Source organism: Streptomyces sp. NPDC052225 (assembly GCF_040679615.1).
Taxonomy (GTDB): domain Bacteria; phylum Actinomycetota; class Actinomycetes; order Streptomycetales; family Streptomycetaceae; genus Streptomyces.
In genome coordinates, this window is the sequence record NZ_JBFAVD010000053.1 from 1 (window position 1) to 19,355 (window position 19,355).

General features: G+C 71.4%; 15 protein-coding genes and 1 pseudogene. 9 read left to right on the forward strand and 7 right to left on the reverse strand.

Annotated elements, in window-relative coordinates:
* The 3 genes from AB0L37_RS37720 to AB0L37_RS37730 form a co-directional block, all read right to left on the reverse strand.
* Positions 1–256 (reverse strand): heavy metal-associated domain-containing protein (locus tag AB0L37_RS37720; protein WP_365516472.1); only part of this gene is annotated, 256 nt, incomplete at its 3' end.
* 64 nt (positions 257–320) lie between these two features.
* Entirely contained in the window at positions 321–644 is a 324-nt protein-coding gene (locus AB0L37_RS37725; RefSeq protein WP_365516475.1) for a heavy-metal-associated domain-containing protein, read from the reverse strand.
* A gap of 78 nt (positions 645–722) precedes the next feature.
* A complete protein-coding gene (locus AB0L37_RS37730; protein ID WP_365516478.1) occupies positions 723–1,667 on the reverse strand; it encodes a PrsW family intramembrane metalloprotease in 945 nt (314 codons plus the stop codon).
* Between the two features lie 75 nt (positions 1,668–1,742).
* Between AB0L37_RS37730 and AB0L37_RS37735 the strand changes: the two genes are divergently transcribed.
* Both AB0L37_RS37735 and AB0L37_RS37740 read left to right on the forward strand, forming a co-directional pair.
* Positions 1,743–2,957: a cation:proton antiporter gene (locus AB0L37_RS37735; protein WP_365516481.1), complete on the forward strand. Its 1,215-nt coding sequence runs from the start codon at positions 1,743–1,745 to the stop codon at positions 2,955–2,957.
* A gap of 55 nt (positions 2,958–3,012) precedes the next feature.
* Positions 3,013–4,053, forward strand: a complete 1,041-nt coding sequence (locus AB0L37_RS37740; RefSeq protein ID WP_365516484.1) for an alcohol dehydrogenase catalytic domain-containing protein — start codon at positions 3,013–3,015, stop codon at positions 4,051–4,053.
* Positions 4,054–4,189: 136 nt separating this feature from the next.
* Here the strand turns inward: AB0L37_RS37740 and AB0L37_RS37745 are convergent, their stop codons facing one another.
* Both AB0L37_RS37745 and AB0L37_RS37750 read right to left on the reverse strand, forming a co-directional pair.
* A complete protein-coding gene (locus tag AB0L37_RS37745) occupies positions 4,190–4,390 on the reverse strand; it encodes a MerR family transcriptional regulator (protein ID WP_365516487.1) in 201 nt (66 codons plus the stop codon).
* Between the two features lie 316 nt (positions 4,391–4,706).
* Positions 4,707–5,726 carry a helix-turn-helix domain-containing protein gene (locus AB0L37_RS37750; RefSeq protein ID WP_365516490.1) on the reverse strand — a complete coding sequence of 340 codons (1,020 nt, stop codon included), beginning with the start codon at positions 5,724–5,726 and terminating at the stop codon, positions 4,707–4,709.
* Between the two features lie 271 nt (positions 5,727–5,997).
* Between AB0L37_RS37750 and iolC the strand changes: the two are divergent.
* From iolC to mmsA, 4 genes and pseudogenes are all read left to right on the forward strand, one after another.
* Positions 5,998–6,966, forward strand: a pseudogene (gene iolC, locus AB0L37_RS37755) (5-dehydro-2-deoxygluconokinase); the annotation flags it as partial.
* A gap of 1,730 nt (positions 6,967–8,696) precedes the next feature.
* Positions 8,697–9,515 (forward strand): 5-deoxy-glucuronate isomerase, encoded by an 819-nt coding sequence (gene iolB / locus AB0L37_RS37760; RefSeq protein ID WP_365516493.1) that lies wholly within the window; start codon positions 8,697–8,699, stop codon positions 9,513–9,515.
* On the forward strand, positions 9,512–11,401 hold the full coding sequence (gene iolD / locus AB0L37_RS37765; RefSeq protein WP_365516495.1) for a 3D-(3,5/4)-trihydroxycyclohexane-1,2-dione acylhydrolase (decyclizing): 1,890 nt from the start codon (positions 9,512–9,514) through the stop codon (positions 11,399–11,401). Before iolB ends, iolD begins: the two co-directional genes overlap by 4 nt.
* 22 nt (positions 11,402–11,423) lie before the next feature.
* The gene (mmsA, locus tag AB0L37_RS37770; protein WP_365516497.1) at positions 11,424–12,932 is read left to right on the forward strand and encodes a CoA-acylating methylmalonate-semialdehyde dehydrogenase; all 1,509 of its coding nucleotides are present in this window, start codon (positions 11,424–11,426) and stop codon (positions 12,930–12,932) included.
* A gap of 90 nt (positions 12,933–13,022) precedes the next feature.
* Here the strand turns inward: mmsA and AB0L37_RS37775 are convergent, their stop codons facing one another.
* Positions 13,023–13,868: a hypothetical protein gene (locus tag AB0L37_RS37775; protein ID WP_365516500.1), complete on the reverse strand. Its 846-nt coding sequence runs from the start codon at positions 13,866–13,868 to the stop codon at positions 13,023–13,025.
* Positions 13,869–14,315: 447 nt separating this feature from the next.
* On the opposite strand from AB0L37_RS37775, the gene AB0L37_RS37780 reads away from it, so the two are divergent.
* The gene (locus tag AB0L37_RS37780) at positions 14,316–15,722 is read left to right on the forward strand and encodes an APC family permease (RefSeq protein WP_365516503.1); all 1,407 of its coding nucleotides are present in this window, start codon (positions 14,316–14,318) and stop codon (positions 15,720–15,722) included.
* 172 nt (positions 15,723–15,894) lie between these two features.
* Here the strand turns inward: AB0L37_RS37780 and AB0L37_RS37785 are convergent, their stop codons facing one another.
* On the reverse strand, positions 15,895–16,320 hold the full coding sequence (locus AB0L37_RS37785; protein WP_365516506.1) for a GNAT family N-acetyltransferase: 426 nt from the start codon (positions 16,318–16,320) through the stop codon (positions 15,895–15,897).
* Between the two features lie 146 nt (positions 16,321–16,466).
* On the opposite strand from AB0L37_RS37785, the gene AB0L37_RS37790 reads away from it, so the two are divergent.
* Positions 16,467–19,160: an alpha/beta fold hydrolase gene (locus tag AB0L37_RS37790; RefSeq protein ID WP_365516510.1), complete on the forward strand. Its 2,694-nt coding sequence runs from the start codon at positions 16,467–16,469 to the stop codon at positions 19,158–19,160.
* On the forward strand, positions 19,157–19,355 hold a 199-nt coding region (locus AB0L37_RS37795; RefSeq protein WP_365516513.1), incomplete at its 3' end, for a hypothetical protein. The genes AB0L37_RS37790 and AB0L37_RS37795, both read left to right, overlap by 4 nt.

The following is a 19,355-nucleotide window of genomic DNA, read 5'->3' on the forward strand; positions in this document are numbered from 1 at the left end:
CTTCCGTCAGCGGCTTCGCCGTGTAGCCCAGCTTGGTGATCGTGGAGATGAGGGTGGCGGGGGCGACCGTGGGGTCGTAGGTGACCTTTGCCTTTTCCGTGGCGAGGTTGACCGTTGCTGTCACGCCCTCCAGGCGGTTCAGCTTCTTCTCGATGCGGGACGAGCACGACGCACAGGTCATGCCCCCGATCGCCAGGTCGAGGGTGGCGGGGGTGGGGCTGGGCGTGGTCGGGGGCTGGGGTGCGTCGTCCGTCATTGTGTTTCGAGCCTACGGGGGCCCAGTCGTGTTCCGGGCCCCCGTGGTGGGTGTGGGGTCTCCGTCAGGCCTGGGTGATCAGCTCGTAGCCGGCCTCGTCCACCGCGGCGCGGACCGCCTCCTCGTCGAGGGGCGTTGCCGAGACCACCGTGACCTGGCCCGTGGACGCCACGGCCTTGACCGAGGAGACGCCCTCGATCTCCGAGATCTCGCTGGAGACCGCGCCCTCGCAGTGGCCGCACGTCATGCCCTTGACCTGGTAGACGGTGGTGACGGCGCCCTCGGTGGACTGGGGCGCGGCGTCGGAGTGGCAGGAACCGCCACAGCAGGAACCGGTGGCCTCGGAGGAGTCGGTTCCGATCTGGGGGAGCTCGGTCTGGGCGCTCATGTCGTTCTCCTTGTTGATGGGCCGTGGCGGGGCTGCCGGGTACCCCCGGCATCTCCTGACGCACTCGACTCTATACCCCTAGGGGGTATTTTTCCAAGACGGGTCACGGCGGGCGAGGGAGCGGACCCAGGCGAGGCCGACGAGGGAGACGAGGACCAGGCCGCCGACCGAGAAGAGGGTGAAGAGGTGCTTCTGGGCGTCGGTGGGGGTGGGGATGTAGCCGTCCGCGAAGAGGGTTCGCGAGAGGCCGGTAGTGGTGAGGCGGGCTACCAGCCAGATCGCGATGCCGTGCATCGAGTCCCACAGGGCGTGCAGGAGCGACACGCCCAGATAGGTGGCGATCACCGGGGCCGGGAAGCGGTAGCGGCCGTTCGGTTTGCGGAAGGAGAGGAGGGCGGCGCCCGCGATCGCGGTCCACAGGCCGTGGCCGAACGGGGCGAGCAGGCCGCGCAGCACCTCGGTCTCCAGGAGTGAGCGCAGGTCGATGCCCTTCATGGTGACCGCCGCGTTGAACGCGTAGCCCGCGCTCTCGAAGGCCGCGAAGCCGAAGCCGACCGTGGCGCCCAGGACCAGGCCCGCCCGCAGACCGCTGATGCGCGGGTAGCGGTGCAGCACGTACATGAGAGCCAGGAGCTTGACCGCTTCTTCGATCAGCCCCACTCCGACGAACATCCAGAGGGAGGGGTGCAGGAGGTAGTACTCCATCACCGAGGCGCCCAGGACGCCGAGGATGCCGCCCACGAGGAAGCAGCCCAGGATCACGTTCACACCCAGGTCACGGCCGTGACGCTCGTACGCCCACAGGACGAAGGTGGCCGGCACCAGGAAGCTGCCGAGCAGGATCAGGGTGGGGAGGAGCGTCGTGTTCTTCGTCGCGTAGGTGACCAGGGCCGTCAGGAGCCAGAGGGCCAGGCCGCCCCAGAGGCAGCGCTTCCACAGGCCCGGACGGATCTGGGGGCCGGGTGGCGGCGGCTGCTGGGGGATACGGGCCTGCGGGGCCCCGGGGGGCTGGGGGTGCGTCACGACGGCTCCCTCGGTGCGTACGTAACTGGCTGTGGACTTGGGCGATTTGCCCGAAGTTTATGGTAGGAACCCGATATGTCGCAGTACGGGACGCTGATTCTGATCATGGCCATCGCGGTGCTCGCACCCCTTCTGGCCTATGGGGTGGGACGCTGGCTGCCCGTGCCGCTGGTGATCTTCGAGATCGTGCTCGGGATCGTGGTCGGGCCCGATGTACTGGGGTGGGCCTCGGGAGGGCAGACGATCGACGCGCTGTCCGATCTGGGGCTCGCGATGCTGATCTTTCTCGCCGGGTACGAGATCGAGTTCGACAAGGTCCGCGGCGACACCCTCAAGCGCGCCGGATGGGCGTGGATCGTCTCGATGGTTCTCGGGTTCGCGCTCGCCTGCGCGCTGTCCGGATGGTCGTACGCGAAGGGCGTCTACATCGGGACCGCGCTCGTCAGTACCTCCCTGGGTACGGTCCTGCCGGTGCTGCGGGACTCCGACGACCTGCACTCGCGGTTCGGGTCCGTGATGATGGCGTTCGGCTCCGTGGGGGAGTTCGGGCCGATCATCGCGATGGCGCTGCTGCTCAGCGGGCGCTCGCCGGTGGAGTCCGCCGCGCTGCTCGCCGCCTTCGCGGTGATCATCGCCGGGGCCGTGTTCTGGGCGATGCGGCCGCGGCCGCCGTGGTTCTCGCGGGTCATCGCCAAGACCCTGCACAGCAGCGGGCAGTTCGCGGTGCGGCTCGTGGTGCTGCTGCTCGCGGTGATGCTCGGGGCCTCGACGGCGCTCGGCGTGGACATGCTGCTCGGCGCGTTCGCCGCGGGCATGGTCGTACGGCTCGTGCTGCACGGCGCCGCGCCCGACAGCGCCCACGAGGTCGTCGAGAAGGTCGAGGCCATGGGGTTCGGGTTCCTGGTGCCGATCTTCTTCGTGGTGACGGGGATCGAATTTGACCTGGACGCCTTGCTGGACGGGGGGTGGGCGCTCGCTCTGCTGCCTGTCTTCCTTGTGCTGTTCCTGCTGGTGCGGGGTGGGCCCGTGTACGCGCTCGCGCCGGCGGACCTGGGCCGGCGTGACCGGCGGGCGCTCACTGTCTTTGCGTCGACCGCGCTGCCGCTCGTCGTCGCCATCACCACGATCGGCGTCAGCGACGGGGTGCTCGACACCCGGGAGGCCGCGGCGCTCGTCGGCGCCGGCATGGTCTCGGTTCTCGTCTTCCCGCTGATCGGGCTGAAACTCCGGGCCGGAAAGGGCGAACGGGCCATGCCGAAGGGGCCGATCAGGGGCGGTGAGTCGTGGTGAGGGCCTGCCCATAGCGTGGGCGTGTTGATCGTCCTACGGGAGATGGGTGTGGCTGATGCGCGCTGTGGTGTTCGAGCGGTTCGGGGAGCCGGCCGAGGTGCGGGAGGTGCCGGATCCGGTGGCCGCGGCGCACGGGGTCGTCGTACGGGTCGAGGCGACCGGGGTGTGCCGCAGCGACTGGCACGGATGGATGGGCCACGACCCCGACATCGTGCTGCCGCACGTCCCCGGCCATGAACTCGCCGGTGTGGTCGAGTCCGTGGGCGCGGATGTGCGGGAGTGGCGGGCCGGGGACCGGGTGACGGTGCCGTTCGTGTGCGCGTGCGGGAGCTGCGCGGCCTGTGCCGCCGGGGACCAGCAGGTGTGCGAGCGGCAGACCCAGCCGGGCTTCACGCACTGGGGTTCCTTCGCCGAGTACGTGGCCCTGGACCATGCCGACGTGAACCTGGTGGCCGTGCCGGACGACATGTCCTACGCCACCGCCGCGGGCCTCGGCTGCCGGTTCGCCACCGCCTTCCGCGCCGTGGTGCAGCAGGGGCGGGTCGCGGCCGGGGAATGGGTGGCGGTGCACGGGTGCGGCGGGGTCGGCCTTTCCGCGGTGATGATCGCCGCGGCGGCCGGGGCGCGGGTGGTGGCGGTGGACGTGGCGCCGGGCGCCCTTGAACTGGCCAGGAAATTCGGGGCCGTTGAGGTCGTGGACGCGGGACGCGTGGGTGATGTGGCTGAAGCGGTCCGGGAGTTGACGCGCGGGGGCGCGCATCTTTCCCTGGACGCGCTCGGGTCGGCGGCCACCTGTGCGGGGTCGCTGCGCTCGCTCCGGCGGAGGGGGCGGCATGTGCAGGTGGGGTTGCTGCCGGAGGATCCCGTGGTGCCGATGGGGCGGGCCGTCGCGTGGGAGCTGGAGCTGATCGGGAGTCATGGGATGGCGGCGCACACGTATCCCGGGATGCTGGAGATGGTGCGGGGCGGGGTGTTGCGGCCGGAGTTGCTGGTGACGTCGGTGATCTCGCTGGAGGAGGCGGGGGGTGCGCTTGCGGATATCGGGGGTGGGGGTGGGGCGGGGGTGACGGTGGTGGAGCCGCATAGCGTCGCTTAGCGAGGCCCTGGGGCGGAGCCCCGGGGCCTCGCGCCCTTGCCGGTTGCTGAACCGTCCGCTGGTGCCGCGCCGTCGTGGCTGGTCGCGCAGTTCCCCGCGCCCCTGGCGGGGCCGTTGCCGGCCCCCTCTCATCCGGTCAATCCGAGGCGCGCCCGCGATTTCTGGGGCGGGAGGCCACCCAGGCTCTCACCGTGTCGGCGTACCAGTAGGGCTTGCCGCCCTCCACGTGGTCCGGGGGCGGCAGCAGTCCGTGCTTGCGGTACGAGCGGACCGTGTCGGGCTGGACCCGGATGTGCGCGGCGATGTCCTTGTACGACCAGAGCCTGCGGTCGGTCATCAGTGGCTCCTCCCTGGCGGGTGTCGCGACGGCGGCTCGGGGGTGGCCGCCGGCGATCACTCACCCTGTGCCCGGAGAACGAGGGGCACCGAGGTGAAGGGAGGGGCTGTGGGACCTCTGTGACGCAGAACCCGCGTAGGGCTGACAAGCGTGACAGGAAGGGGGCGTTTGTGACGTGAATGATGCAAAGAGGGCGCTCTGTGGGCGCATACACCGGCGCGGAAAGGGAGAACGCGCGGTGGGGCGGGCCTGCTGCGCCAGGCCCGCCCCACCCCCGCTCCCCCCGGCCAGGTGGCTTGAGGGCACAAGGGTGCCGTCAGCGCTTACCTGCGGTCTTGGAGAAATGCGCACTGCCGTTCCTGGCCCCGCGCCGCAGGACCAGGCTCGTCGCCTCCCCGCTCAGCCGGTCGGTGGCCGGCGGACCGCCGGGGTCGGGCCGCGTCGCGCGCGCCAGGGCGAACTCGCGCGGCGTGCAGCCCGTCATCGTCTTGAACTCGCCGCTCAGGTGGGCCTGGTCGTAGTAGCCGCAGGCGGCCGCGGTCTCGGCCTGGGTGCTGCCCGTGCAGAGCAGCCGCCGGGCCCGCTGAAGCCGCAGCACCCGTGCCGCGGACTTCGGGCTCAGGCCGATCTGCTCCCGGAAGCGGTTCTCCAAGTGCCGTACGCTCCAGCCGACTTCATCGGCGAGCCGGGTCACGGGGATCGTGCCGCCGCTGTGCGTCAGCGTGTACCAGGCGTGCACCGTGCCGCTCGCGCAGTGCGGCCCGGTCTCCAGCCAGCGCCCCAGGGTCGCGTCAAGGAGCCGGAACCGGGCCCGCCAGGACGGCAACTCGCCCAGTGCGTGCGAGAGTTCGGCCACCGCCTCCGCCGGGAGTGCCCCCAGGTCGTCCGGGTGGATCTTCCAGCGGGACAGCTCGTACAGCTCCGTACCGAAGATCCGGAACGCGGCCCACGGGGTCAACAGGACTTCCACGCCCGCGAGTTGCCCCGAGTGCTCGCCGAGGACCGGGGTCGTCGTCAGACCCGAGAGAACCGTGGGCAGCTCCACCGTGCGCAGGCCGGTGGGGCGCGGGCCGCCGCCCTTGCCGACGCCGACCCAGCCGCCGCCCGCCTCCGTGATCCGCACCGAACCGCGGAAGCCGAGCATCAGCGTCACCGCGCCGATCGGCGCCTCCAGGCGGGAGCGCGGGCCGGGGAAGTCGAGCCGGAAGCCGCGGTAGCCGATGACGCCGGGGCGCAGCCGGGGGTGGGGCCGTGCGGACGCCGTCTCCCATGTGCCGTCCGGGCAGCGAGCGGGGCGGATGGCGGGGCGTGAGGTACCCGGGACGCGAGAACTCATCCGCCGATAGTGCTACACGCCGCACGACCTGAGGTAGCCCCGTGTACGGCGGGCGGCCCGGTCCGCGGGGACGCATGCCCTGCACGGCGGTCGCGACACAACTCCGTTGCGCCGCACGGAGGTTCACGCGTCAAGCCTTCAGGCCCGCCGGGGACGAGTTCCAAGGGGTGGTCCGAATGTCAGGACAAAATGTTGACAGCAGGGTCGCGGCAGGGCTAGATCTGGCAGCTGAGGAACGTGACCGCCCCGGCTGTCGAGAAGGGACCTCTGCATGGGCCGCACCGAGCTCGACCTGATCACCATGGGCCGGATCGGGGTGGACCTGTATCCGCTTCAGGCGGGCGTGCGGCTCACCGAAGTGTCCGCCTTCGGCAAGTTCCTGGGCGGGTCCTCGGCGAACGTCGCCGTGGCCGCCGCGCGCCTCGGGCTGCGTACGGCGACGATCACGCGGACCGGGCGGGACCCGTTCGGGGAGTACCTGCACCACCAGCTCCGGGAGTTCGGGGTGGACGACCGGTGGGTGACGCCCGTGGACGGGCTGCCGACACCGGTCACCTTCTGCGAGATCTTCCCGCCCGACGACTTCCCGCTGTACTTCTACCGGCAGCCCAAGGCGCCGGACCTGGAGATCACGGGGGACGAGCTCGACCTCGACGCGATCGGCTCCGCGCGAATCTTCTGGATGACCGGTACGGGGCTGAGCGCGGAGCCCAGCCGCTCCGCGACGCTGGCGGCGCTCGCGCATCGGGCGGCCGGTTCGAGGGCGTCCGGGGACACCGTGTTCGACCTCGACTGGCGGCCGATGTTCTGGGCGGACCCTGATGAGGCGCGGCCGTACTACGCGCAGGCACTGCGGCACGCGACGATCGCCGTCGGCAACCTGGACGAGGTCGAGATCGCGACGGGGGTGCGGGAACCGGTCGACGCGGCGCGGGAGCTGCTCTCGTACGGGTTGCGGCTCGCGGTGGTGAAGCAGGGGCCGAAGGGGGTCCTGGCGATGACGTCCGACGGGGAGACGGTGGAGGTGCCGCCGCTGCCCGTGGAGGTGCTGAACGGGCTCGGCGCCGGCGACGCGTTCGGCGGGGCCCTGTGCCATGGGGTGCTGGCCGGGTGGGGGCTCGGGCGGATCATGCGGTACGCCAATGCGGCCGGGGCGATCGTGGCGTCGCGGCTGGAGTGTTCTTCGGCGATGCCGCGCCCGGAGGAGGTATCGGCGGCCCTCTCGGCCGGCCGGGTCCTCAGAGCGCCGACTGCGTCGGCATCGCGTACGTCCGGTGAGGCCGCGCCCGATGACGCCTTTCCCGCCGCGGGGGCTGGCCGCGCAGTTCCCCGCGCCCCTGGCGGGGCTGGGCTTGCTGTGGCGCCTACGGACGGGGAGCGCCCGGCCGTGGGCGGCTTTCCCGCCGTGGGGGCTGAGCGCGCAGTTCCCCGCGCCCCTGGCGGGGCTGGGGTTGCTGTGGCGCCTATGGACGGGGAGCGCCCGGTCGTGGGCGGATTTCCCGCCGTGGGGGCTGAGCGCGCAGTTCCCCGCGCCCCTGGCGGGGCTGGGCTTGCTGTGGCGCCTATGGACGGGGAGCGCCCGGTCGTGGGCGGCTTTCCCGCCGTGGGGGCTGGTCGCGCAGTTCCCCGCGCCCCTGACGGGGCGCCGAAGCCGACCGGCGATGAGACGTCAGGACGACTGAACGCGCACGCGCAAGGGGCCGGGAGTGAAGGCGGCGGGGCGCCGAAGGAAGCCGGAGATCAGCTGACCGGCGATGAGACGTCGACCGAACTCAACCGGCACTCGCAAGCGGATGGGACGGGACGCGGCTGGGCCCCGAAGCTGGCCGGAGATCAGCTGACCGGCGATGAGACGTCGACCGAACTCAACCGGCACTCGCAAGCGGACGGGAGGGGACGCGGCGGGGTGCCCCCGCAGGACTCCGCAGGCACTCAGTGCAGCCGCACCCGACTTTGGTCGTCCGGAGGCGACGACACCAATCCGGCCGAGGAGGCACCCCGCCGCGGCCCCGCCCCACCCACCGGCGGGGCGCTGGACGTACGCGCCCTCGCCCGCCTCCGCGCCACCCGCCCCGAAGCCGTTGCCGAAGCCGCCGAGCGGCGCCGACGACGGGAGCTGGTGCCGCACCCCGACGCCCGTCTCATGATCGTCGCCGCCGACCACCCCGCCCGCGGCGTCCTCGCCGCCGGCGACCGCCCCTGGGCCATGGCCGACCGCGCCGACCTGCTGACCCGGCTCTGTCTCGCCCTGTCCCGCCCCGGCGTCGACGGCGTCCTCGCCTCCGCCGACGTACTCGACGACCTGCTCCTCCTCGGCGCCCTCGACGACAAGATCGTCATCGGCTCCATGAACCGCGGCGGCCTCGCCGGCGCCTCCTTCGAGCTCGACGACCGTTTCACCGGCCACCGCCCCGACGACCTCCTCCGACGCCGCTTCGACGCCGGCAAGCTCCTCCTGCGCATCGACCACGACGACCCCGGCTCCCTGCACACCCTGGAGTCCGCCGCCCGCGCCGTGGACGCCATGGCCGAGCGCCGACTCCCCGTCTTCGTCGAGCCGTTCGTCTCCCACCGCGACCCCACCACCGGCGTCCTCCGCAACGACCTCGGCGCCGACGCCGTCATCCGTTCCATCGCGGTCGCCTCCGGCCTCGGCGGCACCTCCGCCTACACCTGGCTCAAACTCCCCGTCACCGAAGACCCCGACGACATGCCCCGCGTCCTGTCCGCCTCCGCGCTCCCCGCGGTCCTGCTCGGCGGCGACATCAAGGACGGCGACCAGGACGCCACGTACGAGAAATGGCGCGGCGCCCTCCGACTCCCCACCGTCCAGGGCCTGGTGGCGGGCCGCGCGCTGCTGTACCCGCCGGACGGAGACGTGGCGGCGGCGGTCGACACGGCAGCAGGCCTGCTCTGAAACGGGCCGCACAAACGCACCGCAGGAAGAAGCAGGAAGAGGAGAGTGGACGCGTGACACACCTGCCCCAGGGCACCGCCGCCGACGGCCCGTACGCCCTGTCCATCGGCCCCGACAAGACCGGCTGGTCCCGCGCGGGCCTCCGGATCCTCGAACTGGAGCCCGGACAGAGCCACGCCTTCGACACCGGTGAGAGCGAATGGATCGTCCTGCCGCTGACAGGTGGTTGCTCCGTCCACGTATCAGGGCGGATCATCGAACTGCTGGGCAGGGAAACCGTGTTCAGCGGCGCGAGCGACTTCGCGTACATCCCGCGCGAGACCCGCGCAGAGATCGCCTCCGGTGCGGGAGGCCGCTTCGCCCTGGCAGGAGCGAAGTGCGGGCGACGACTCCCCGCCCGCTACGGCCCCGCGCCGGAGGTTCCCGTCGAGGCACGGGGCGCAGGCATCAGCGCCCGCCAGGTCCGCAACTTCGCCGCGGCGGACACCTTCGACTGCGACCAGCTCATCGCGGTCGAGGTGATCACCCCGGGCGGGAACTGGTCCTCGTACCCACCGCACAAGCACGACGAGCACAGGCCGGGCCAGGAGTCGGTCCTGGAGGAGATCTATTACTTCGAGATCGAGGAGACGCCAGAAGGCCCGCCCGGATACGGGTACCAGCGCGTCTCCCCGTCCCGCCCCGGCGGCACCGACCTCCTCGCCGAGGTCCGCTCCGGCGACGCGGTCCTCGTCCCCGACGGCTGGCACGGCCCGTCGATCGCGCAGCCGGGCCACGCCATGTACTACCTGAATGTGATGGCGGGACCGGGACAGGAGCGGGACTGGAAGATCTGCTTCCATCCGGACCACGTCACGGAGGGATACCGATGACCTCGACCACAAAGCTGACGACGGCCCAGGCCCTGGTCCGTTTCCTGGCTCACCAGTACACGGAAAGGGACGGCACCGGCACCCGCACCCGCCTGATCCAGGCGACCTGGGGCATCTTCGGCCACGGCAACGTGGCGGGGCTCGGCCAGGCGCTGGTGCAGTACGGCGAGGAGATGCCGTTCCACCAGGGACGCAACGAACAGGCGATGGTCCACGCGGCGGTCGGCTACGCGCGCCAGAGCGACCGCCTGTCCACCCACGCGGTGACGACGTCCATCGGCCCGGGCGCGACGAACCTCGTCACCGGCGCGGCCCTGGCCACCATCAACCACCTCCCGGTCCTGCTCCTCCCCGGCGACGTCTTCGCGGCCCGCCCCGCCGACCCGGTGCTCCAGCAGCTCGAAGTCCCGTACGCGGGCGATGTGTCGGTCAACGACTGCCTGCGCCCGGTGTCGAAGTACTTCGACCGGATCACGCGCCCGGAGCAGCTGATCCCGGCGGCGCTGCAGGCGATGCGCGTACTCACCGACCCGGTGGAGACGGGCGCGGTCACGCTGGCGCTGCCGCAGGACGTACAGGCGGAGGCGTACGACTGGCCGAACGCCTTCTTCGCGCCACGCACCTGGACGATCCGCCGCCCGGCGCCGGACCCCACCGAACTGGCCACAGCAGTGGGCCAGTTGAAGAAGTCCCGCCGCCCCCTCATCGTCGCGGGCGGCGGAGTCCGCCACAGCGGAGCCGAGAACGCGCTGAAGGAATTCGCGGAAGCGACGGGAATCCCCGTGGCGTCGACCCAGGCCGGCAAGGGGGCGCTGCGCCACGACCACCCCTGTGACGTGGGCGGCATCGGCCACACCGGCACCGCCACGGCGAACGAACTGGCCCGCACCGCCGACCTCGTCATCGGCGTGGGAACCCGCTACACGGATTTCACCACGGCCTCCCACACCCTCTTCGCCGCGCCGGACGTCCGCTTCCTGAACCTGAACATCGCACCGTTCGACGCGCACAAACTCTCCGCGACCCCGCTGGTCGCGGACGCCCGTACGGGCCTGACCGCACTCCACGAAGCAGCGGGCAAGAGCTTCCGCGCCGAGCCCGCCTACGTCACGGAGTACACGGACGACAAGGAGCGCTGGGAGCACCGCGTGGCCGCGTGCTACGCCGCCGACGACGATCTCGTGCGGCCGACGCAGGCCCAAGTCCTCGGCGTGCTGGATGAGTTGGCCACGGAGGACGACATCCTCATCAATGCCGCGGGATCACTCCCGGGGGACCTCCACAAACTCTGGCGGACCCGCTCCCGCGACCAGTACCACGTCGAGTACGGGTACTCGTGCATGGGCTACGAGATCCCGGCGTCGATCGGTGTCGCGCTCGCCGCGCCCGGCAGGCCCGTGTGGGCGCTGGTCGGCGACGGCACGTACCTGATGATGCCGACGGAGCTGGTGACCGCCGTCCAGGAGGGCGTCCCGGTCAAGGCCGTCATCCTCCAGAACCACGGGTACGCGTCGATCGGCGGGCTCTCCGAGAGCGTCGGCGCCGAGGGCTTCGCGACCGCGTACCGGTACGACGGCGAGGACGGGGCCCCGTACGCGGGCGGCCCGCTCCCCGTCGACCTGGCCGCCAACGCGGCCAGCCTCGGCATGGCCGTACATCGCGCGAAGACCGTCCGTGAGCTGCGCGAAGCTCTCGCCACGGCCAGGGCGGCGACCCGCCCCACATGTGTCTACGTCGAGACCGAAACGGCAGACACAGTGTCGGGCCCGCCTCCCGCGCAGGCGTGGTGGGATGTGCCCGTGGCCGAGACGGCCGACCGACCGTCGGCGGTCAAGGCCCGCGAGGAGTACGACCGGCACGTCACCGCCCGACGCCGCCACCTCTGAGACGTAACAGGAGTTGCCCCATATGTCTGACACGAAGTTGGTCCACCACTGGATCGGCGGCAAGACCGTCGAGGGCGCATCGGGCAACCACGGCCCGGTGACCGACCCGGCGACCGGCGCCGTCACCACGCGCGTCGACTTCGCCTCGGTCGAGGAGGTGGACGCGGCGGTCGCCGCGGCCAAGGAGGCGTTCGCGACGTGGGGCCAGTCCTCGCTGGCCAAGCGCACCGAGATCCTGTTCCGCTTCCGCGCGCTGCTCGACGCGAACCGGGACGCGATCGCCGAGCTGATCACCGCCGAGCACGGCAAGGTGCACTCCGACGCCCTCGGCGAGGTGGCGCGCGGCCTGGAGATCGTGGACCTGGCGTGCGGCATCAACGTGCAGCTGAAGGGCGAGCTGTCGACGCAGGTCGCGAGCCGCGTCGACGTGTCGTCGATCCGCCAGCCGCTCGGTGTCGTGGCCGGCATCACGCCGTTCAACTTCCCGGCCATGGTGCCGATGTGGATGTTCCCGATGGCCATCGCGTGCGGCAACACGTTCGTGCTCAAGCCGTCCGAGAAGGACCCGTCGGCGTCGCTGAAGATCGCGGAGCTGCTCTCCGAGGCGGGCCTGCCCGACGGCGTCTTCAACGTCGTCCACGGTGACAAGGTCGCCGTCGACCGCCTCCTGGAGCACCCGGACGTCTCGGCGGTCTCCTTCGTCGGCTCGACCCCGATCGCCCGCCACATCCACGCGACGGCCTCCGCGAACGGCAAGCGCGTGCAGGCGCTCGGCGGCGCGAAGAACCACATGCTGGTGCTGCCGGACGCGGACCTGGACGCGGCCGCCGACGCGGCGGTCTCGGCGGCGTACGGCTCCGCCGGCGAGCGCTGCATGGCGATCTCCGCGGTCGTGGCGGTCGGCGCCATCGGCGACGAGCTCGTGGCGAAGATCAAGGACCGCGCCGAGAAGATCAAGATCGGCCCGGGCAACGACCCGGCCTCCGAGATGGGCCCGCTCATCACGGCCGCCCACCGCGACAAGGTCGCCTCGTACGTCGAGGGCGCCGCGGCCGAGGGCTGCGAGGTCGTGCTCGACGGCACCGGCTACACCGTCGAGGGCCACGAGAACGGCCACTGGATCGGTCTCTCGCTCCTCGACAAGGTCCCGACCTCCGCCAAGGCGTACCAGGACGAGATCTTCGGCCCGGTCCTGTGCGTGCTGCGCGTGGACACGTACGAGGAGGGCGTGGCGCTGATGAACGCCTCCCCCTTCGGCAACGGCACCGCGATCTTCACCCGCGACGGCGGCGCGGCCCGCCGCTTCCAGCTGGAGATCGAGGCCGGCATGGTCGGCGTGAACGTGCCGATCCCGGTCCCCGTCGGCTACCACTCCTTCGGTGGCTGGAAGGACAGCCTCTTCGGCGACCACCACATCTACGGCAACGACGGCACGCACTTCTACACCCGCGGCAAGGTCGTCACGACCCGCTGGCCGGACCCGTCCGAGGCCCCCTCGGGCGTGGACCTGGGCTTCCCGCGCAACCACTGATCCCGGTACCTGATCCCCGTACACGTCACTGAAGGGCCCGGCCGAGACGGCCGGGCCCTTCACGCGTCCGCGGCGTCCGCGCGTCCTCGGCTACTGCCCGAGGGACTGGTCGCGCTGCTCCCGCACCTGCTCGGTGAGGTCGCCGGTGTCGGCGGCGGGCGGGGCCTTGACCGGCTTCGTCGCGCCGAACTTGAGGAAGTCCATGGTCACTTCCATGCCGCCGCCGCGCTGGAACATCCGCACGGGCAGGTCCTCGCCGTCGACCCAGACGTCGCACGTCATCGTGCCGCCGTTCGCGCCCAGCGCCTTGACGGCGGCCTTCTTCTCGGCGGCGGTCATCTTCGAGGCGTTGATCTCGGCGGCGCCGACGGTGCCCCGGTAGTGGTGCGTCTTCTTGCCGAGCATCGTCTCCTCGCCGAGGTCCTTCACCTTCTTCGAGGCACCGATGTAGCGCAGGCCCGCGGTCGGGTCGGCGTTGTCCGCGACGTTGTCGGCGCCGGCCTCGCCCATGACCGCGGAGACGTCGACACGCATCCAGTGCTTGCCCTGGAGCGGCCCACTGGGCTGCGGGTCGATCTCGTAGTAGTACGCGCCGTCGACCATCTTCACGGTCAGCTTCGGGTCGTCCTGGAGCGTCTGCATCTGGGCGGCCCTGGTGTCCATCTGGACGTCGAGAGCGGCGCCGTCGCCCCAGGAGTACGTGCCGTCCATGGAGACCGGCTTGCCGCCGGTCGCGGTGAGCCGGGTCGTCGTCTCCACCTCGGCCGAGCCGAGCGCCTCGGTCTTGTCGGAGGCGCGGGTCAGCGCCGCCATGATCGTGTCCGCGTGGCTCACGGCGTCGGCGGTCTTCTGCGCGGCCACCGACCCGCAGGCGGTCGTCGCGGCCAGCACGGCCGCGGTGATCCCGGCCCATGCCGGCACCCGGGTGTACTTCATGTGTTCCGCCCCCTAGGCGCATCCCTGTGCGCTCGCTGTGTGCGCGCTGTGTGCGCGTGATGAGGAGCGGACTCTAGCGCTTCGGTGTCCGGACTGCGGACAAATTCCGGCGAAGTTCGGGTCTCAGGCTGCGGTTCCCATACGTAGGGGACGAATCGGGTGCCGCAGCCAGAATGAGCCGTACGCCTTCAATAGCAAGGTCAATTGGCCAAGTCCCTACATGGAACTCGGCCGACTTTGCGAACAAGTAAAGAAGCGCCGGTAGTTGCACAAGGTCACGAGTGCGGAATCCGCAGGGAAACGGCCGTTGACGTTCCGGATATCGGCGAGGTTCCATAACGCGCCGGGAGCGACGCAGAACCACCCCCACCAGCACCATCACAGCCTTCGGAGGCGATAGCGCTCCCCGCCGAACCACCTGCCACACGAGTCGATCGGAACCGCTCCATGACCGACACGCTTCGCCCCACCGCCTCCCCAGCGGTGGAGCCCCTGCCGAACACGGCACCGCCCCAGAAGCTCAAGCGTTCCATCGGCGTCGTCGGCGGCACCCTGCTCACGCTGTCGTGCGTGACGCCCGCCTCCACGCTCTTCGTCGTCGTCCCCGACCTGTTCGGGACGCTCGGCACGGCCACCGCCCTCACCATCGCGATCGGCTCGCTGCTCTGCATCGGCGTCGCGTTCTGCTACTCGGAGCTGGGCACCCTCATCCCCAGCGCGGGCGGCGAATACGCCATGGTGTCGACCCTCGCGGGCCGCCTCGCCGGCTGGCTGGTCTTCGTCCTGTCCCTGCTGGTCGTGATGATCGTGCCGCCCGTGATCGCCATGGGCACCGCCGACTACCTCGCCCCGCTGGTCCATCTGAACCCGTCGGTCGCGGGCGCCGGCGTCATGCTGCTCGCCACCCTCGCCGGCCTGCTCGACCTGCGCGCCAACGCCTGGATCACCGGCGTCTTCCTCGTCCTGGAGGTCATCGCGGCGGCCGTCGTCGCCGTCCTCGGCTTCGCGCACTCCGAGCGCGGCGCGGGCTCGCTGGTCTCCATGGAGGTCGCGGGCACGGGCGGCCACGCCGACACGGTGACGGGCATGCTCGTCGTCTCCGGGCTCGCCATCGCGCTCTTCGTCACCCAGGGCTTCTCCACCGCCGTCTACCTCTCCGAGGAGCTGGAGAACCCGCGCAAGTCCGTGGCCCGCACGGTCCTCGCCACGCTCGCCATCTCGACGGTGATCATCCTGGTTCCGGTCGTCGCGATCACCCTGGGTGCGGGCGACCTCTCGACCCTCACCTCCGGCGACATCAGCGGCATGGTCGAGGCCTGGTCGAACTCGGCCGTCGGCACCTTCGTCTCCCTGTGCGTCGCCCTCGCGATCATCAACGCGGGCATCGTCATGGTCATCCAGAACTCCCGCGTCCTGTTCGCCTCGGCCCGCGACAAGGCCTGGCCCGAGCCGGTCAACAAGGGCCTGGCCAAGCTCGGCCGCTTCGGCTCGCCGTGGGTCGCGACGCTCGTCGTCGGCGTCCCCGGCGCCGCGCTCTGCTTCGTCAACCTCGACACCCTGTACGGCGTGACGGGCGTCTCCGTCACCGGCATGTACCTGCTCGTCGCCGTGGCCGCCCTGCTCTCCCGGCGCGGCAGCCACCGCGAGCAGTCGGCCTGGCGGATGCCGCTGTGGCCCGCGGTCCCGGTGGTCCTGATCGCCGTCATGGCCTACATCCTCAGCCAGCAGGAGACCTCGTACCTCCTGTGGACGGGCGGCATCACGGCCGCGGCGACCGTCTACTGGGCCCTGTACCTGCGCCCGCGCCGCGAGACGCGCTGGCTGGTGTCGCTGCCGGAGGACGCCCAGGCGTAGGCCGGGTCACGGCGCTCCCCGGCCCCCATGACCGTGCCGCAGGCGCTCGTCGACGGCGGCACGGTCAGAGCAGGCAGCCCCGCCGGGGGGCGCCCCCGGCATGCATCCCGCGAGCGCTTGCGAGGTGGTGAGGGAGAGCGGTTGCCGGTCGCGCCGCCCCGCAACCGGACCGCTACTTCCGGAGATCCCAGGTGAGGGTGCGGCACGGACCGTCGTCCTTGCCGCCCGCGCTGAGGTAGGTGGCGCGCGCGGGGTCGTTGTCCATGTCCACGGGGACCCACATGTCGTAGCAACCCAGCTCCGAGGCGAGATCCGCGAGGGTGCGCACGAGGGCGCGGCCGATACCCCGCCGCCGGTGCTCCTCGTCCACCGAGAGCTCATAAAGAAACATTTCGCGCCCTTTGTCGGGATGCAGGGTCTCCACCCCGCTCACGAACCCCACGGGGGTGTCCCCGGGGTCCCCGTCCTCGTAGGCGAGAAACAGGTGATGGCCGGGGGCGGCGAGGAAGTCGACGGCCCACTCCTCCCGCGGTGGATCGTCGAAAAGGCGGGCAGCGGCGAGGAGTTGGGCCGATTCGGTCGCACGGGCGATTCGCATGGGCTTGTCCTACCCGGCAGGACCCGTCGGCCACACCGGCTACCGCGTACGCGGTACGGCGACGGCGGACCCTACTCCCCGGGGAGGTCACCCGGTTCCGACCGGGGGCTGCCGTGGTTGTCGGTGGCGCCCCCTACCGTTGTCGTATGGATCTACGACTGGGCGCATGGCGCGAGCGCGTACGAGGACGGCCGCGGCGGTGGATCGCCGCCGCGGCCGCACTCGTCGTGCTCGCGGGCGCGGGGACCTGGTCCGTCGCGGCCGCGGACGACGGGCAGCCCGCCGTGAAGCGGCAGGACCGGACGATGCCGATGTCCGGCGGAGTCCGGCTCGACACGTCCTACTTCACGACGGGAAGCAGCACGGACCGCCGCCCGGCCGTGCTGCTGACCCACGGCTTCGGCGGCAGCAAGGCCGACGTCCGGGGCGAGGCCGAGAAGCTCGCCAGGGACGGATACGCGGTCCTGACCTGGTCGGCGCGCGGCTTCGGCAAGTCCACGGGCAAGATCGGCCTGAACGACCCCAAGGGCGAGGTGGCCGACGTCTCCCGCCTCATCGACTGGCTCGCGACCCGCCCCGAGGTGCAGCTCGACAAGCCGGGCGACCCGCGCGTGGGCGTCACCGGCGCGTCGTACGGCGGCGCGGTCTCCCTCCTCGCCGCCGGCCACGACCACCGGGTCGACGCGATCGCCCCGCAGATCACGTACTGGAACCTGGCCGACGCGCTCTTCCCGGACGGCGTCTTCAAGAAGCTGTGGGCGGGGATCTTCTTCACCACCGGGTCCGCGGACATCGGCGCGCGCACCAGCGAGGCAGGCCTGCACTGCGGCAAGTTCCAGAAGCAGCTGTGCGACATGTACGAACGGGTCGCGGTCTCCGGCGAACCGGACGAGGCGGCCAGAAAACTCCTCGCTGCCCGGAGCCCCTCAGCGGTCGGTGACCGCATCAAGGTCCCCACCCTCATCGCACAGGGCCAGACGGACTCCCTCTTCCCCCTCGGCCAGGCGGACGAGATGGCCCGCCAGATCAAGGCGAACGGAGCACCGGTCGACGTCGACTGGCTCGCGGGCGGCCACGACGGCGGCGACATGGAAACAGGGCGGACCGAGGCGCGCGTGGCCTCCTGGTTCGACCGCTACCTGAAGCAGGACAAGAGCGCCGACACGGGCCCGGCGTTCCGGGTCACCCGCACCGGCGGCGTCGACTCGACGGACGGCGCAGCCACGAAGAGGGGCGCGAGCGCAGACACGTACCCGGGCCTACGAGGCGAACACCAACAGCACATCCCCCTCAAATCGGCGACGGAGACATTCCAGAACCCGCCGGGCGGCGGCCCCCCGTCGATCTCGGCGGTCCCGGGCCTCGGCAGCGTGTCGCGCCTCTCCTCCCTCGGCGTGGGCGTCTCCCTCGACTTCCCGGGCCAGTTCGCCCGCTTCGACTCGGCCCCCCTGACCCGTGACGTACGCATCACGGGCACCCCCACCGTCAAGGCGCACGTCAAGTCGTCCACGGGCACGGCGGTCCTCTTCGCGAAGGTCTACGACGCGGGCCCCGGCGGCACCCGGGAGGTCCTCCCCTCCCAACTGGTCACACCGACCAAGGTGACCGGAGCGGGAGGCAACGGCAAGGACGTCACCCTCACCCTCCCGGCGATCGACCACGAGGTGCAGAAGGGCCACAGCCTCCGCCTGGTCCTCTCCTCGACGGACCTCGGCTACGCGTCCCCGACGCAGCCCGCGACGTACCAGGTCTCGCTGCACGACGCGGCCCTGAGCCTGCCGACGGCACCACACGTGAAAACAGCGGCAGCCCCCCTCCCGTCCTGGGTCTGGTGGCTACCGCTCGCAGCAGCAGTCACGGCGGCGACCCTGCTCCTGACAACCCGCAGGCGCACGACACCCCCACCCCCCACCCTGACCGAAGTCCCCCTCCGCATCAGCAACTTGACCAAGCGCTACGCGAAGTCCGCAGACCGCTACGCGGTCCGGGACGTCTCCTTCCAGGTGGAAAAGGGCCAGGTCCTCGGCCTCCTCGGCCCGAACGGCGCGGGCAAGACCACAACCCTGCGCATGCTCATGGGCCTCATCCGCCCCGACGAGGGCGAGATCCGGGTCTTCGGCCACGCCATCCGCCCGGGCGCCCCGGTCCTCTCCCGGGTCGGCGCGTTCGTCGAGGGCGCCGGCTTCCTCCCGCACCTCTCCGGCCGGGAGAACCTGGAGCTGTACTGGAAGGCCACCGGCCGCCCGGCGCAGGACGCGCACATGGAAGAGGCCCTGGAGATCGCAGGCCTCGGCGACGCCCTGGCCCGCGCGGTCCGCACCTACTCGCAAGGCATGCGCCAGCGCCTGGCCATCGCCCAGGCCATGCTCGGCCTCCCGGACCTCCTGATCCTGGACGAGCCGACCAACGGCCTCGACCCGCCGCAAATCCGGGAGATGCGCGAGGTGATGATCCGCTACGCCCGCACGGGCCGCACGGTCATCGTCTCCAGCCACCTCCTGGCCGAGGTCGAGCAGTCCTGCACACACCTCGTCGTCATGGACCGCGGCCGCCTCGTCCAGGCGGGCCCGGTGGCGGACATCGTCGGCAACGGCGACACCCTCCTCGTAGGCCTGGAGACCCCGATCCCTGACCCGCTGGTGGAGAAGATCGCGGCGCTCCCCGACGTGGAGACGGCGACAAGGGCGGACGAGAACCTCCTCATCCGCCTGACCCCGACCGGCACGGCCCCCCACCTCCTGGCGGACCTGATGCGCCTCGACGTACCCGTCAACTCCCTGGGCCCCCATCGCCGCCTGGAGGACGCGTTCCTGACGCTGATCGGAGGAACGACCCCATGACCGCCCACCCAACGCCCACAACCCCTACCCACCGCCAGCGGCTCGACGGCCTGATGTCGCCGCCGCCCACCCACCGTCAGCGGCTGGTCCGCCCGTTGTCGGCGCCGCCCACCACCCACCGTCAGCGGCCCGACGGCCCGTTGTCGGCGCCGCCCACCACCCACCGTCAGCGGCCCGACGACCCGATGCCGGCGA